This window comes from Burkholderia sp. AU45388 (assembly GCF_030481585.1).
GTDB lineage: Bacteria > Pseudomonadota > Gammaproteobacteria > Burkholderiales > Burkholderiaceae > Burkholderia > Burkholderia sola.
The window spans coordinates 111,817-125,189 of the sequence record NZ_JAUJPV010000014.1 but is presented as its reverse complement, the minus strand read 5'-3'; the positions used below and the strand labels follow the sequence as shown (position 1 = coordinate 125,189).

Below are 13,373 nucleotides of genomic sequence, written 5' to 3'. Positions count from 1 at the left end.
CGCAACCGACCCGTCATGAAACGACAGATCACTTCCGAAGCCACCCGTCTCGCCCAGCAGCAGGCCAACTGGGCCCTCACCGCGTTCAAGCGCTTCTCGTCCGACCGCTGCTCCGCGATGGCCGCGGGCATCGCGTTTTTCTCCGCGTTCTCGCTCGCGCCGACCCTCGTGATGGTGATCGCGGTGGCCGGCTGGTTCTACGGCGACGACGCCGCGCGCGGCCAGGTGTTCGAACAGGCGCACCAACTGATCGGCGACGACGCGGCGGCCTCCATCCAGACGATCGTGCAGAACGCGCACCGCGCGGGAGAGCGCGGCGGCCTCGCCACGCTGATCTCGTTCGCCGCGCTCGCGATCGGCGCGTCGGCCACCTTCGCGTCGCTCAGCGCGGCGCTCAGCGTGATCTGGCCGGCCACCGAAAGCCGCTGGTCGAGCATGCTCGGCCTCGTACGCGTGCGGCTGATCTCGTTCGGGCTCGTGCTCGGCGTGGCGTTCCTGCTGATCGTGTCGCTCGTGCTCGACACCGCGATCACGTTCGTCGGGACCTGGCTGCTGGGCGATTCGCCATATGTGGTCGTCACGAACATCGTGCAGTTCTTCGTCGGCATCGCGGTGCTCGCGGCCGCGTTCGCGGCGCTGATGAAATTCCTGCCCGATGCGCGCGTCGCGTGGCGCGACGCCGCAGTCGGCGGCATCGTGTCCGCGATCCTGTTCTCCGGCGGCAAGAAGCTGTTCGCGCTGTATCTCGCGCATGCGGGCACCGCGAGCGCGTTCGGCGCGGCCGGATCGTTCGCGGTCCTGCTGATGTGGCTGTACTTCTCCGCGATCGTGCTGCTGCTCGGCGCGGAATTCGCCGCGGCCCGCGGCGACGCCCATCGGCCGGCCGCGGGTTCGGCGCCGGAGGCGTCCGCTCAAGCCGCTCAACCCGGTCAGGCCGATCACCGCCCGCGCGACGACTGATCGACCCACCGCCTGAAAACGGCCGCGCATCGATCTCGCGCGGCCGGCATAACCGCCCGCTCATTTGCAACTGTCGTGTCTGCCTCGCGTTCGCGCCGTGTCGGCGCGCGCTTGCCATGGCGTCGTGCTCCCACCTGCAACCGCAAACGTTTGCACGCCCTCGTTTCCGTGTCGCAACGGGCTGAAACAAGGAATCTACCGCCATGCGCATCAACTATTGAAACAATCGCGGCGCAGCAATTGTCAACTGTTTCATAAACAGGAACAGTTGCTGATGTGCTTGATCTATATGGACTTTTTCCCGTTGTTACCTTTTCGAGACACTTTATTTTTTGAGCTTTCTTGCGTGTATGGCACTGAGCTATTCTCCAATCCGCAACAAATAACGATGAATCACTTGCGTGGAGAAACTCAACGATGAAGAAACTTGCTCTCTCGACCCTCTCGCTCGCCCTGCTGGGCGCCGCTGGTGCTGCCCAGGCTCAGTCGAGCGTGACGCTGTACGGCGTGATCGATACGTCGATCACGTACGTTCACGGTAACGCCGGTCAAGGTAACAATTCGTGGTCGATGGGTAGCGGCAACCTGCAAGGCAGCCGCTTCGGCCTGAAGGGTTCGGAAGACCTCGGTGGCGGCCTGAAGGCGATCTTCCAGTTGGAAAACGGCTTCAACTCGGCAACGGGCGCACTGGGCCAAGGCCAGCGCATGTTCGGCCGCCAGGCATTCGTCGGCCTGCAAAGCGACCAGTACGGTACGCTGACGCTGGGTCGCCAGTACGACCCGCTGGTCGACCTGGTTCAGGCAGTCACGGCTGACAACTACTTCGGCAGCGTGTTCGCCACGCCGGGCGACGTCGACAACAACGACAACAGCCTGCGCGTCAGCAACGCGATCAAGTACACGTCGCCGGTGTTCGCCGGCCTCCAGTTCGAAGGCATGTACGCGCTCGGCGGCGTCGCCGGCTCGACCGGCAAGGGTCAGACGTGGGCGGCAGCTGCAGCCTACAACAACGGCCCGCTCGGTGTGGCTGCCGGTTACTTCCACGCGAACAACGCTTCGGCGCTCACGGACGGCAAGCGCGGCGGCTGGACCGGTACGTCCGACGCAATCTTCGACGGCGACTCGGGCACGACCTTCATCAACAACGCGTTCACGTCGTCGACGTCGATCGGCATCGCGCAAGTGGCAGCCCAGTACGCATTCGGCCCGGTGACGGTCGGTGCCGGCTACAGCAACGCCCAGTACAAGGCTGACGGCGCGTCGACGTTCGGCACGAACCAGAAGTACAACACGGGTCGCGGCTTCGTCACGTACCAAGCATCGGCACCGCTGCTGCTGGGCCTCGGCTACATCTACACGAAGGGTAGCGGCGACAACAACGCCAAGTACCATCAGGTTTCGCTCGGCGCGGACTACTCGCTGTCGAAGCGCACCGACGTGTACCTGGTTGGCGCATACCAGCACGCAAGCGGCCACAACGCCGACGGCAGCGATGCGCAAGCGGCGATCGGCTCGTACGGCATCGCCGGCAAGAGCTCGCAGGAAATCGTCGCACTCGGCCTGCGTCACAAGTTCTAAAAACGAAGTATCCGGTGTGCACGGCGTCTTCGACGCCTTGCCGCCGACCTGGAAAGCCAGCCCGGTTTCGGCCGCGGCTGGCTTTTTTTCGTCCGTCTCCGGCAGGCGAGGCCGACATCGCCGGCAGGGCCTCCGCGCCGCAGCCGGGACCCGACACAGGTCCGCGGGCCGGCAGCGGCGCCTGGCGGCTGCAATGCATCCGCAACACCGTTTCCGGGGTCCGGAGAGGTCGCCGCTTCTCCGTTGAGCGACTACCATCCGCACAGCCGGCCCTGCCCAGGTCCGACCGACGCGGGATTTGTTTACGCCGCGTGTCGATTCCGGCGGGCGTCGTCCGTCGTATCGATGGCGGCACAGGTTTGCCCCGCACCCATACAGACAGGAGACTCGTCATGACGATTCAGAAGATCACGCCTTTCCTCTGGTATTCGACGGAAGCCGAAGAAGCCGCGGCCTTCTATGCCGGCATCTTTCCGGATTCGCGCATCGTGCGCGTCACGGCGGTGCCCGGCACCGACGGCACGCGAATGGTCGAATTCGAGTTGTTCGGGCAGCCATTCCTTGCGATGAGCCACCCGCGCACGGAGGCGTTCAATCACTCGATCTCGCTGCTCGTCAGCTGCGCGGACCAGGCGGAACTCGACCGCTACTGGAGCGCCCTGCTCGACAACGGCGGCACGGCCGACGGCTGTGGCTGGCTGAGGGATCGCTACGGCGTGTCATGGCAGATCGTTCCGGAAGCGCTCATCCCGATGATGGCCGACCGCGACGCGGTCAAGGCGGGACGCGTGGCCGCCGCGATGATGCAGATGACGAAGTTCGACGACGCCGCGCTGAAGGCCGCCTTTGCGGGCACCGCAGGCTGACGACAGGCGTCCGGCTGCGCATGCGCGATGCCGCGCCGGATCGTCTGCCTATATTCGGCTCGACGGTTCGCGCATGCAGCCGGCACCACCGCGTTCGCTATCCGTGGCAGGCGGGCCGTGCGCCGCTCACGTGCTTCGTCGGCGGCCGCTGCTACGCCGACAGCATCGACTCGATCGCGCGCCGCGCGTAGCCGATGAATTCGGCCAGCGGCTCGTCCGACACGGTCGTCGTGCCCGCTTCGTCATCGAGATAGGCAGCACGCGCAGCCGCTACGACCGGCCGGTGCGCGTCCGGCAAGCGCGCCAGCACACACGTCGCGGCGACGTCCTTCGGCGCGATCCTGCCGGTCGCGGCGCTGTACCAGATGCGTGCGAGCGCGAGCACGTCGCGCGCCGAAATGCCGTTCGATTACGGCGCGTGCGGCGGCGAGCTGTGCGGCGATCTCATGCGGGATGAAGTTGGTCAAGGCGGCAAACCTGGCGAGACGCTCGCAACGGAACGCGAAGAAACGACACCCGGGAAGCACTATCGCGCGCGGCGACTTCCCCGATCCCGATTCGCCGACGACGCCGAGCGTTTCGCCCTAGCGCACCGATACCGACACGCGTCGCGCGAACGAAGCTCGCCGCTCGGCGACAGGGACGCCGATGCGCGACATACGATCCTCCGCGCGTCATGCGCGGCGCAATAAAAATCCCCGCACGCTTTCGCGTACGGGGATCTCGGGACATCGCAGCGGCTGCCGACATGCATTCGGCAGTCGCTGCGCGGCATTACGCTGCCGCGTCCTTCAGCTTCTTCAGCGCACGTGCCTTCACGCGCACGCTGGCCGGCTTCGCCGGGAACCAGCGCTCTTCGCCCGTGAACGGATCCTTGCCGAAGCGCTTCTTCTTCGCCGGCACGACTTGCGCCGTGATCTTCAGCAGACCCGGCAGCGTGAACTCGCCTGCGCCCTTCTTGTGAACCGAGCCCAGCACGACGTTCTCGAGTGCGACGAGCACTGCCTTGACCGCCTTCACTTCGACAGCTGCGCGCTCAGCGATGTGCGTTGCGAGCGATGCCTTCGTGAACTTGTCCTTCAGCGGCGTCGGAGCAGCCGGTGCTGCCTTTGCGACAGCCTTCTTGGCCACTACTTTCTTCGCGGGCGCAGCCTTTTTGGCAGCCACTTTCTTGGTCGCCGGTGCGGCAGCCTTCTTGGCCACCTTTTTTGCGGAAGTCGCCATGTTTCTCCTACCAGGTGTGGTCGTTGGATACACGAAGCGTGCAACGCGCGCGCTTCAACGCCGGATTCTACAAGCGCCTCGACGCTTCGTGCAGTACTTTTATGCGTTTTCGCGGGGTTTCCCGCAGGTTTTGTTGCGCGCGACAGACTTCGTCGACGCTCGAGGGTCTAAAAACACCTTCACGTATGGGCCCAAACGAGCCCGAACGCGAATTACGTTCGATATTTGCGCACCTATACTGGGCTTGCTCAATGCCCGGATGCCTCCATGCGCGAAGTCAGATACGTCAAAGGACTCGACGGCCTGCGAGCCCTCGCCGTCATCCTCGTTTTCCTGTCCCACAAGGGCCACGTCCTTGCCGTCGACGTCGGCAAGCTTGGCGTGTGGACGTTTTTCCTCATCAGCGGATTCCTGATCGTCGGCGAGCTGCATCGCAACCGCCAGGCGGTCGAGCGCGGCGCCATGACGCGTCGCCACGCGCTCGCGCTGTTCCTCGCGAAGCGCGCGCTGCGGATCTTCCCCGTCTACTACCTGCTGCTCGCCGCGCTCGCGATCGCGCACGCGCTGTTCTACCAGCGCGGCGTCAACCTCGGGCTCGCATGGCACGCGGTGTTCCTGTCGAATTACTGGATCGGCGTCGTCAAGGACGGCTGGCCGGGCTCAACGTCGCACTTCTGGAGCCTCGCCGTTGAACAGCAGTTCTATCTGATCGCCCCGCTCGCGCTGCTCGCGGTGCCCGCCGCGCGACACGTCGCGCTCGGCATCGCGGCCGTCGCGCTGTGCGCGCTCGCGCATCTCGCGCTCTACCTGTCCGACGCGTCGCCGGTGCTGATCTACGCGTTTTCCCCGTGGAATTTCGCGTTGATCGCGCTCGGCGGCGTCGGTGCGATGGTGCTCGCCGATCGCGGCGCGGCCGCCGCGCGCCGCGTGCCGCCCGGCTGGCTCGGCGCGGCCGGCGTCGCCTTCTTCCTCGTGCTGCCGGCCTGCACCGCGTTGCCCGATGCGGTCGCCGGGCTCGCGGATCTCGGCCTGTCGGTGTCGCTCGGCGCGCTGATGCTGTGGATCGTCAGCGCACCCGAGCATCCCGCCGTCGCGCTGCTCGACTGGGCGCCGCTCGCGTATCTCGGCACGATCAGCTACGGCTTCTACCTGTTCCACAACCTGATTCCGGCCCGCTTCGGCGCGCTGCCCGCGTCCTTCGCGCACGTGCCGATGCCGGAAATCGTCCGCGACGCGCTGCCGGAAATGCTGCAATTCGCGCTCGCCGTGCTGCTCGCGCACCTGTCCTGGCGTTATCTCGAAAAACGGCTGCTCGACTTCAAGAAGCCGATCGCCGCGATGCTGGCCCGGCACTTCGCCGCACAGCCGAGCACGTCGCCGCGCTGAGCGGGGCGCGGCGGCAACCAGGCCGGAACGCACCGATACCGGTGACGCCCGGCGGCCAGCGGTATGGCAGCCGATGCCGCGTCGTCGCGCGACACTCGCCTGCATGCCGCGGCACCCGTGCTACCCGCGCAACCCCTCCACCGATCCGGTCACGCGACGAATGCGTCGGCACCGGTTTCGCGCGCGACGCTCCGCCTCATCGGCCTGGTTCGCCCGTCGCGAGCCACCGCCGTCCGCCCGCCGGAGGTGCGGCATCCACACGTCGCGCAGCATGCCCGTGCGCCCGCCAAAAAACAAAAAAGCCCCGGCGCGCGAGCGGCCGGGGCCAACGGAACAACCACCACCTGAAACGACGAAGCGCGCGGCCGCTTAAGCGACGGCAGCCAGCGCGGGCAAGCAGGTACGCAGGTACGCCTCGAATTCGCGGCTCACCTCCGGGTGCTGGAGCGCGAGCTCGACGGTGGCCTTCAGATAGCCGATCTTGCTGCCGCAGTCGAAGCGCGTGCCGTAGTAGCGATACGCGAGCACCTGTTCGTTCGCGAGCAGCGACTGGACGGCGTCGGTGAGCTGCAGTTCGCCGCCCGCGCCCGGCTTGAGCTTGCGCAGATGATCGAAGATCGTCGGCATGAACACGTAGCGGCCGACCACGCCGAGATTCGACGGCGCATCCTCGGGCGCCGGCTTCTCGATGATGCCCGACAGCTTGATGATGTCCTCTTCCCACTCCCGGCCTTCGACGACGCCGTACGAGCGGCTGTCCTCGCGCGGGATCGTCTCGACCCCGATCACCGAGCTGTGATAGTGGTCGAACACGTCGACGAGCTGCTTGAGCACCGGCTGTTCGCCGTGCAGCAGGTCGTCGGCGAGGATCACCGCGAACGGCTCGCCGTGCACGAGCTTCTCCGCGCACAGCACCGCGTGGCCTAGACCGAGCGCTTCCGGCTGGCGCACGTAGAAGCAGTTGACGTGGCTGGGCTTGATGCCGCGCACGAGCTCGAGCAGCTTTTCCTTGCCGCGCGCCTCGAGCTCGGCCTCGATCTCGTACGACTTGTCGAAATGATCCTCGATCGCGCGCTTGCTGCGCCCGGTGACGAAGATCATCTCGGTGATACCGGCGTTGATCGCTTCCTCGACCGCGTACTGGATCAGCGGCTTGTCGACGACGGGCAACATTTCCTTCGGGCTCGCCTTCGTTGCCGGGAGGAACCGCGTGCCGAGACCGGCAACGGGGAACACGGCCTTGGTGACTTTCAACATGTTCGCATCCTGATAGCGTTGACTGCGCCGCGTCGACCCGCGACCCGGCGCGATTGTGTTCCGATCGGCATATCGAGAATCGGCGGCACTGCCAATTCCGCTCCGCTCATTTTCGATATGAACTGATTGCCCAATTATTCCCGGAAAAAATATAATCGTTTCAATCCGGTCGATATTGCCGAACCGATTCCCGGGACAGAAACAAATTACCGATTTTCCGGATACAAATTCTTACGATTCGAATTCCTCGATATAGGGCACGCCGCCCCGCTCGAGGCCCGGGCGGATCGGTTCGTTCTTCAGCGCCTCGCGGTACGCCGACAGCACGGCCATGACCAGCAGTACTGCAGCGCTCGCGATCCAATGCATGTCCATCTTGCCGCTCCTTGCATCAATCAACTGGAGCTTCAAACTATCAGAAAAAAAATCGGCAAATAATTCGCGCTCTTCGAGGGACCGCTTTCAGGCCGCGATAAACCCATGATGTGGAATAGCGATATTTCCGGGCAAGATTTTTTTATTCATTGACCGAATTCTTGCGCATTACGATTGGATGAAACTTCCCGTCCATCCGTCGCAAGGAATCGAATCGCATGCAAGCTTTCAGCGGATCGTCTCTGGCCGCGCCGCCCGTCGCCGACCACAAGGAACACGTGATCGACGCGATGCGCGGCTTCGCGGCGCTGCTCGTCGCCTATTTCCACTGCCGCCAGGTCGTCTGGGTCGGCATGCAGAGCTTCCATCACGCTTACGGTCATGCCCTCAGCCCGGGCGCGATCGCCGGCTACCTGACCTTCCCGTTCGCGTGGGGCTCGGCCGGCGTCCCGATCTTCTTCGTGATCAGCGGCTACTGCATCCACCGCAACGCGGCGCTCAAGCTCGCGGCCAATCCCGCGTACCGGCTCGACGCGCCGAACTTCTGGCTGCGCCGCTTCGCGCGCATCTACCCGGTGCTGCTCGCGGCACTGCTGTTCACGCTCGCGCTCGACGCAGTCAGCCTGCAGATCGAGCCCGTCAGCCACAAGATCCGCGACGTCGGCCTCGTCGCGTTCCTCGTGAACCTGTTCTCGTTGCAGGGCGTCGCCGGCTACACGTACGGGTCGAACGGCGCGTTGTGGACGCTGTCGCTCGAAGTGCAGTTCTACGCGATCTACCCGCTGCTGTTCGCGCTGCGCCGGCGCATCGGCATGCCGGCCGTCGTGGCCGCGGTCGCGCTCGTCAACGTCGCGTCGGCGTGGCTGCTCGAACGGCACGACCTGCAATTCTTCACGTCGTACTGGCTGTCCTGGACGATCGGCGCATGGATCGCCGACGTGCGCGCGCAGCAGTCGCGCGGCACGGCCGTCGTGCCGTCGCGCGCGTGGTACGTCGCGGCCGCCGCACTGCTCGCCGCCGGCTGCGGCGCATTCCATTTCGGCCAGTACGGCGCGTTCCAGCTGTGGTCGGCCGGCTTCGCATGCTTGCTGTACCGCGCGCTCGCCCGGCCGCCGCGCGCGACGCCGCCGCTGCGCGTGCTGAGCTGGTTCGGCGACTTCAGCTACTCGCTGTACCTGATCCACCTGCCGCTGTTCGTCTGCCTCGGCTCGGTGCTGTTCCACTCCGAACTGCAACTGTCGATCTGGCCGTCGTTCGCGTTCATGGCCGTCGCGGTTCCGGTCGCGTACCTGTTCTACCGGATGTTCGAACGGCCGGCGATGATGTGGTCGGCCAGCTTCAAGCCGACCCGCACCACCCGCGTCGTCGCGTCGACGCCCGAACAGGCTGCCTGACGCGGGCCGGACGGCTCGACCGGCCGTCCGGTTCCGGAGCCCCCGCGCAGCGCGCCGCTGCGCGGGGGCTTTTTCGTGGCCGGCACGCGGTTGCTGGCCGGGTCGACAAGGAATGGGCAGCCTGTCGCCCTCCGACCGCGCTACGGCCCGCACGGGCGCCTTCTGCGCGATTGCAGAAGCACGCGTGCGACGGCACGCTTCACGTTCGCGACGGCCCGATCCTGTTCCAGATGACGATCGGCCACGCTCACGCGCGACGCGGGTTCGGGGCGCAAACCAGCCTCCGTCAAAATCAGACGCCTCGCCCGCTGAAAAACAAAGCCCCCACGCAGCGCAACGCCGCATGGGGGCCCGTTTTCCGCCGCTTTCCGCCGACTGCTACTTCTTCGCGTTCGCGGCCTTGGCGGCCTTCGCCGTATCCGCGAGGATCTTCTCGACCCGCTCCACGTAGGTTTCGGTCCCGAACCGGCGCACCGCGGTCGCGCGGCCGCTCGCGACGAGCCGCTCGCGCAGCGCGCGGTCGCGCTTGAGCGTCGCCAGCGCATCGGCCAGCGCGGTCGCGTTGCCCGGCTCGCAGAGCAGCCCGTTGTCGCCGTCCTCGATGATCTCGACGACACCGCCCGCACGCGCCGCGACGACCGGCCGGCGCGCGAGCATCCCCTCGACGATCACGCGCCCGAACGGCTCCGGCGTGATCGACGTGTGCGCGACGACGTCGACCGCCGCCATGCAGGCGGCCACGTCGCGCTGGAACCCGAGGAAATGCACGCGCTCGTCCATCGCATGCTGCGCGACGTATTCGTGCAGTTGCGCCGCATAGTCGTCCTCGCCGAACAGCGGCGCGCCGACCAGCACCACATGCATGTCCGGATGCCGCGCGGCCGCCTCCAGCAGCACGTGCTGCCCCTTCCAGCGCGCCAGACGGCTGAACGAGCCGACCAGCCATGCGTCCGTGGGCAACCCGAGGCGCGCGCGCAGCGCGGCCTGGCTCACGCCTTCCAGCGCATCGAACGGTTCGGCCGAAATGCCGTTGAACACGACGTCGACGTGCTGCGGCGTGAAGCCCGTCAGCGCGCGGAACGCCTGCGCGGATGCGTCGGAGTTCGCGATCACGCGCGTGACGCCGAGCCGCGCGCAGTACTTGATCGCCTGCAACTGCTTGCCGCCGAAATGGTCGGTGCTGACGATGTCGCGCAAATGCCAGACCACCGGCTTGCGCGCGAGCCGCCCGGCGAGCGCGGCAACCACCATCGCCCGTTGCGTGTTCGCGTAGATCACCTCGGCGCGGCGCGCGCGCCGGGCGACGTCGCGCACCAGCCGCACGAGCTGCTTCACCGCGCCAAACGACACGCCGCCCTGCTTGCGCACGCCGGCGAGCGCGCCCTGGTCGACCACGTCGACCCGCGCGCCGATCTCGTCGAGCGCCGCGCGGAACGGGCCGTCGTCGAACAGCAGCACGTCGGCGTTCGCGCGCATGTGCTTCATGATCTCGAGCAGCGACAGCTCGGCGCCGCCGAGCACGCCGCTCTGGTCGAGCACGAGCGTCGCCGGGCCGCGCGCGGCCGGCAGCGGGGCGGCCGTGCCGCGCTGCGCGGTCGAGCCGGGCAGCGCGTGCTCCACGTAATCGAGGAAGCGCCGCCGGAACGTGTCGGCGGAAAACCGCTCCGCGTTCGCGCGGCACGCATTGGGCGTGAAGCGCAGCGGCGCGCGCTCGAAATCGTCGACGGCCGCGACGATCGCGTGCGGCGTCTGTTCATCGAAGAAAAGGCCGGTCGGGTTCAGGTTCGACTGCGGGTCGAGCACGGTCTCGAGCGCACCGCCCTTGCCATACGCGATGACCGGCGTGCCGCACGCCTGCGCCTCGACGACCGAGATCCCGAAATCCTCCTCGGCCGCAAACACGAACGCCTTCGCGCGCCGCATCCGGTCGTGCAGCACCGCGAACGGCTGGTAGCCCATGATCTCGACGTTCGGGCCGGCCTTCGCGCGAATCTTCTGCATCTCGGGGCCGTCGCCGATCACGACGAGCTTGCGCTCGGGCGTGCGCGAAAACGCCTCGACGATCAGGTCGATCTTCTTGTACGGCACCATCCGCGACGCGGTCAGGTAGAAGTCCTCCTTCACCGCGTTCAGCGAGAACGCGTCGACGTCGACCGGCGGAAAGATCACCGCCGCGTCGCGGTGGTAGACCTTCTTGATGCGCCGCGCGATGAACGCGGAGTTCGCGACGAAGCCGTCCACCGCGTTCGCGGTGCGCGTGTCCCAGTTGCGGATGTAATGAAGAATCATCCGCGCGAGCAGCGATTTCGGCCCGTGCGTGAGGTTCGACTGTTCCAGATACTGGTGCTGCAGGTCCCACGCATAGCGGATCGGCGAATGCACGTAGCTGATGTGCACCTGGTCCGGCCCGGTGAGCACGCCCTTCGCGACCGCGTGGCTGCTCGAGATCACGAGGTCGTACTCGGACACGTCGAGCTGCTCGATCGCGAGCGGCATCAGCGGCAGGTAGCTGCGGTACTTGGTGCGGGCGAACGGCAGCTTCTGGATGAACGACGTCGTCACCGGCTTGCCGCGCACGAACGCGCGATCGTCGAGGAAATCGACGAGGCTGAACAGGTCCGCGTCGGGAAAGCACGCGACGATCTGTTCGAGCACGCGCTCGGCGCCCGCATAGGTGACGAGCCAGTCGTGGACGATCGCCACGCGCAACGCACGCGCCGGCTGCCGCGCGCCGGCGCGCTCGGCCGGGTGCAGCGCGGCGGCGTCGCCGGCGTGGACCACGGCGGCGTCGGCCGTGGCGAGATTCAGGACGGCGTGTTCCGCCAGATCGCGATTCATGCGGTTCTCCTCGCATTGAGACGGACAAACAGATCGCGCACGAGTGCGCGCAATCCCGGCGTCATCGTGAGCGACCACGCGACGTTCAGCACCAGCACGACCGCGCACATGCCGATCGACTGCACCAGCCCCGGCCATGCCTGCGCCAGGAACAGGCTCGCCAGCAGGAACGCGAGGTGCGCGAGCATGTCGAGCACGATCGCGCGCATCCGGATCGCCGACAGGTACAGCAGCACGCCGTAGTCGACGAGCGCGCGCGCCGCGACGACCACCGCCGCGCCGATCAGCCCGAAGTGATGAATGCCGAACCACAGGCCGCCGACGAAGAACGGCATCTCGACGAGCCCGGCGAATGCCGCGCGGGCCGGGTTGACCTGCGACTGGATCAGGATGCGCGTGACGCTCGCCTGGCCGACGAGCCACACGCTGATCACCAGCACGCGGCCGACCGGCGCCGAATGCGCGGCGAGATCGGCGCCGACCCACAGCGTGAGGAACGGTGCGAGCGCGAAGATCGCGACGATGCCGACCGGCGTAAACACGCCGTTCAGGAATTCGAGCGACTGGCGCGCAAGCGTATCCGCGTGATCGCGGCCGACCGCCGACAGGCGCGGGAACAACGTGCGCACCAGCGCGTTCGGCAGCATGTTCAGGCGCGTGACGAGGTTCTGCGGCACCGTGTAGTAGGTGACGAACTTCGCGCCCATGCCGGCGCCGAGCATCACGCGATCGAGCGTGTCGGCGATCATGCTCGTCGTGCTCGCGATCAGCATCCAGCCGCCGAAGTTGAACAGCCCCTTCGCGGTGCCCCACTGCGGCGGATCGATGCGGCGGATCCCGAGCACCTTGATGCTGGCCTGACCGAGCATCACGGCCGCGATCAGCCGCGCGACGACGGCCGCGGCGAGCACCGTCTGCAGGTTCGGCGCGATCCACCACGCGGCGCCGAGCGGCAGCAGCTGGAACAGGAACGTGCCGATCGTCTGGTTCGTGTTGAACACGCCGAACCGTTCGGCGCCGTTGATCGCGCCGGCGAACACCCACGACACGTTCGCGAGCGGAATCGCGAGCGCGAGCCACGGCAGCGCGAGATACACCTCGTGCTGCATCGCGGCCGACACCTTCGTGAAATACGCGGTGTAGACGAACGCGCCGAAATAGATCAGCAACCCGCCGACGATGCCGGTGCCGAGATTCAGCCAGAACGCGCTCCAGAATACGCGCGCGCTCTCATCGGCGTTGCCGCTCGCGAGCGCCTTCGAGATGTGGTTCTGCGCGGCCATGCTCATCCCGAGATCGAGGATCCCGAAATAGCCGATCAGCGTCCACACGAGGCTCACGACGCCGTAGCGTTCGACGCCGAGCGCGTGGATGTACGCGGGCACCGTCACCAGCGACACGAAGGTCGGCAGGATCAGCCCGATGAAGTTGATCGAAACGTTCTTGAGTATGCCTTTGTCCATGCTTTAAGCCTTGTGTGACGTTGACGCCGACG

Annotated in this window: 11 protein-coding genes and 2 pseudogenes; 7 read left to right on the top strand and 6 right to left on the bottom strand. The window is 66.5% G+C overall.

Features of this window, described 5'->3' with window-relative positions:
• Nucleotides 1-15: 15 nt before the first annotated feature.
• The 3 genes from QZM72_RS21875 to QZM72_RS21865 all read left to right on the top strand — a co-directional run bounded on the left by QZM72_RS21875 (nt 16) and on the right by QZM72_RS21865 (nt 3,404).
• The gene (locus tag QZM72_RS21875; protein WP_089469398.1) at nt 16-960 is read left to right on the top strand and encodes a YihY/virulence factor BrkB family protein; all 945 of its coding nucleotides are present in this window, start codon (nt 16-18) and stop codon (nt 958-960) included.
• 417 nt (nt 961-1,377) lie between these two features.
• Nucleotides 1,378-2,538, top strand: a complete 1,161-nt coding sequence (locus QZM72_RS21870; RefSeq protein WP_089469397.1) for a porin — start codon at nt 1,378-1,380, stop codon at nt 2,536-2,538.
• Nucleotides 2,539-2,930: 392 nt separating this feature from the next.
• Complete coding sequence (locus tag QZM72_RS21865) at nt 2,931-3,404, top strand: VOC family protein (RefSeq protein WP_027782646.1); 474 nt, start codon at nt 2,931-2,933, stop codon at nt 3,402-3,404.
• A gap of 151 nt (nt 3,405-3,555) precedes the next feature.
• On the opposite strand, the pseudogene QZM72_RS21860 reads toward QZM72_RS21865, so the two are convergent.
• Nucleotides 3,556-3,789, bottom strand: a pseudogene (locus tag QZM72_RS21860) (aminoglycoside adenylyltransferase domain-containing protein); the annotation flags it as partial.
• Between the two features lie 13 nt (nt 3,790-3,802).
• On the opposite strand from QZM72_RS21860, the gene QZM72_RS21855 reads away from it, so the two are divergent.
• Nucleotides 3,803-4,096 carry a hypothetical protein gene (locus QZM72_RS21855; RefSeq protein ID WP_144030136.1) on the top strand — a complete coding sequence of 98 codons (294 nt, stop codon included), beginning with the start codon at nt 3,803-3,805 and terminating at the stop codon, nt 4,094-4,096.
• Nucleotides 4,097-4,178: 82 nt separating this feature from the next.
• Here the strand turns inward: QZM72_RS21855 and QZM72_RS21850 are convergent, their stop codons facing one another.
• The gene (locus QZM72_RS21850; protein WP_011548077.1) at nt 4,179-4,628 is read right to left on the bottom strand and encodes an HU family DNA-binding protein; all 450 of its coding nucleotides are present in this window, start codon (nt 4,626-4,628) and stop codon (nt 4,179-4,181) included.
• Here QZM72_RS21850 and QZM72_RS35690 point away from each other — a divergent pair.
• A pseudogene (locus QZM72_RS35690) lies at nt 4,600-4,779 on the top strand (acyltransferase); the annotation flags it as partial. The gene QZM72_RS21850 and the pseudogene QZM72_RS35690 sit on opposite strands and share 29 nt — an antisense overlap.
• Nucleotides 4,780-4,895: 116 nt before the next feature.
• The gene (locus tag QZM72_RS21845) at nt 4,896-6,014 is read left to right on the top strand and encodes an acyltransferase (RefSeq protein ID WP_089469394.1); all 1,119 of its coding nucleotides are present in this window, start codon (nt 4,896-4,898) and stop codon (nt 6,012-6,014) included.
• A 369-nt stretch (nt 6,015-6,383) separates the two neighbouring features.
• Here QZM72_RS21845 and galU read toward each other — a convergent pair whose 3' ends face one another.
• Together galU and QZM72_RS21835 are read right to left on the bottom strand one after the other, a co-directional pair.
• Nucleotides 6,384-7,271, bottom strand: a complete 888-nt coding sequence (gene galU, locus QZM72_RS21840) for a UTP--glucose-1-phosphate uridylyltransferase GalU (RefSeq protein WP_011548079.1) — start codon at nt 7,269-7,271, stop codon at nt 6,384-6,386.
• 231 nt (nt 7,272-7,502) lie between these two features.
• On the bottom strand, nt 7,503-7,646 hold the full coding sequence (locus QZM72_RS21835) for a hypothetical protein (RefSeq protein ID WP_006479318.1): 144 nt from the start codon (nt 7,644-7,646) through the stop codon (nt 7,503-7,505).
• Between the two features lie 218 nt (nt 7,647-7,864).
• On the opposite strand from QZM72_RS21835, the gene QZM72_RS21830 reads away from it, so the two are divergent.
• Complete coding sequence (locus tag QZM72_RS21830) at nt 7,865-9,040, top strand: acyltransferase (protein ID WP_089469393.1); 1,176 nt, start codon at nt 7,865-7,867, stop codon at nt 9,038-9,040.
• A gap of 378 nt (nt 9,041-9,418) precedes the next feature.
• Here QZM72_RS21830 and QZM72_RS21825 read toward each other — a convergent pair whose 3' ends face one another.
• A complete protein-coding gene (locus QZM72_RS21825; RefSeq protein WP_301739170.1) occupies nt 9,419-11,878 on the bottom strand; it encodes a glycosyltransferase family 4 protein in 2,460 nt (819 codons plus the stop codon).
• A complete protein-coding gene (locus tag QZM72_RS21820; RefSeq protein WP_050011262.1) occupies nt 11,875-13,341 on the bottom strand; it encodes a flippase in 1,467 nt (488 codons plus the stop codon). The genes QZM72_RS21825 and QZM72_RS21820 overlap by 4 nt, the downstream gene beginning before the upstream one ends.
• Between the last annotated feature and the right edge of the window lie 32 nt (nt 13,342-13,373).

Excerpts from the sequence above, each read along its gene's own strand:
- QZM72_RS21875 (WP_089469398.1), top strand. The coding sequence starts at position 16 with ATGAAACGACAGATCACTTCCGAAGCCACCCGTCTCGCCCAGCAGCAG.
- QZM72_RS21870 (WP_089469397.1), top strand. The coding sequence starts at position 1,378 with ATGAAGAAACTTGCTCTCTCGACCCTCTCGCTCGCCCTGCTGGGCGCC.
- QZM72_RS21865 (WP_027782646.1), top strand. The coding sequence starts at position 2,931 with ATGACGATTCAGAAGATCACGCCTTTCCTCTGGTATTCGACGGAAGCC.
- QZM72_RS21855 (WP_144030136.1), top strand. The coding sequence starts at position 3,803 with ATGCCGTTCGATTACGGCGCGTGCGGCGGCGAGCTGTGCGGCGATCTC.
- QZM72_RS21850 (WP_011548077.1), bottom strand. The coding sequence starts at position 4,628 with ATGGCGACTTCCGCAAAAAAGGTGGCCAAGAAGGCTGCCGCACCGGCG.
- QZM72_RS21845 (WP_089469394.1), top strand. The coding sequence starts at position 4,896 with ATGCGCGAAGTCAGATACGTCAAAGGACTCGACGGCCTGCGAGCCCTC.
- galU (WP_011548079.1), bottom strand. The coding sequence starts at position 7,271 with ATGTTGAAAGTCACCAAGGCCGTGTTCCCCGTTGCCGGTCTCGGCACG.
- QZM72_RS21835 (WP_006479318.1), bottom strand. The coding sequence starts at position 7,646 with ATGGACATGCATTGGATCGCGAGCGCTGCAGTACTGCTGGTCATGGCC.
- QZM72_RS21830 (WP_089469393.1), top strand. The coding sequence starts at position 7,865 with ATGCAAGCTTTCAGCGGATCGTCTCTGGCCGCGCCGCCCGTCGCCGAC.
- QZM72_RS21825 (WP_301739170.1), bottom strand. The coding sequence starts at position 11,878 with ATGAATCGCGATCTGGCGGAACACGCCGTCCTGAATCTCGCCACGGCC.
- QZM72_RS21820 (WP_050011262.1), bottom strand. The coding sequence starts at position 13,341 with ATGGACAAAGGCATACTCAAGAACGTTTCGATCAACTTCATCGGGCTG.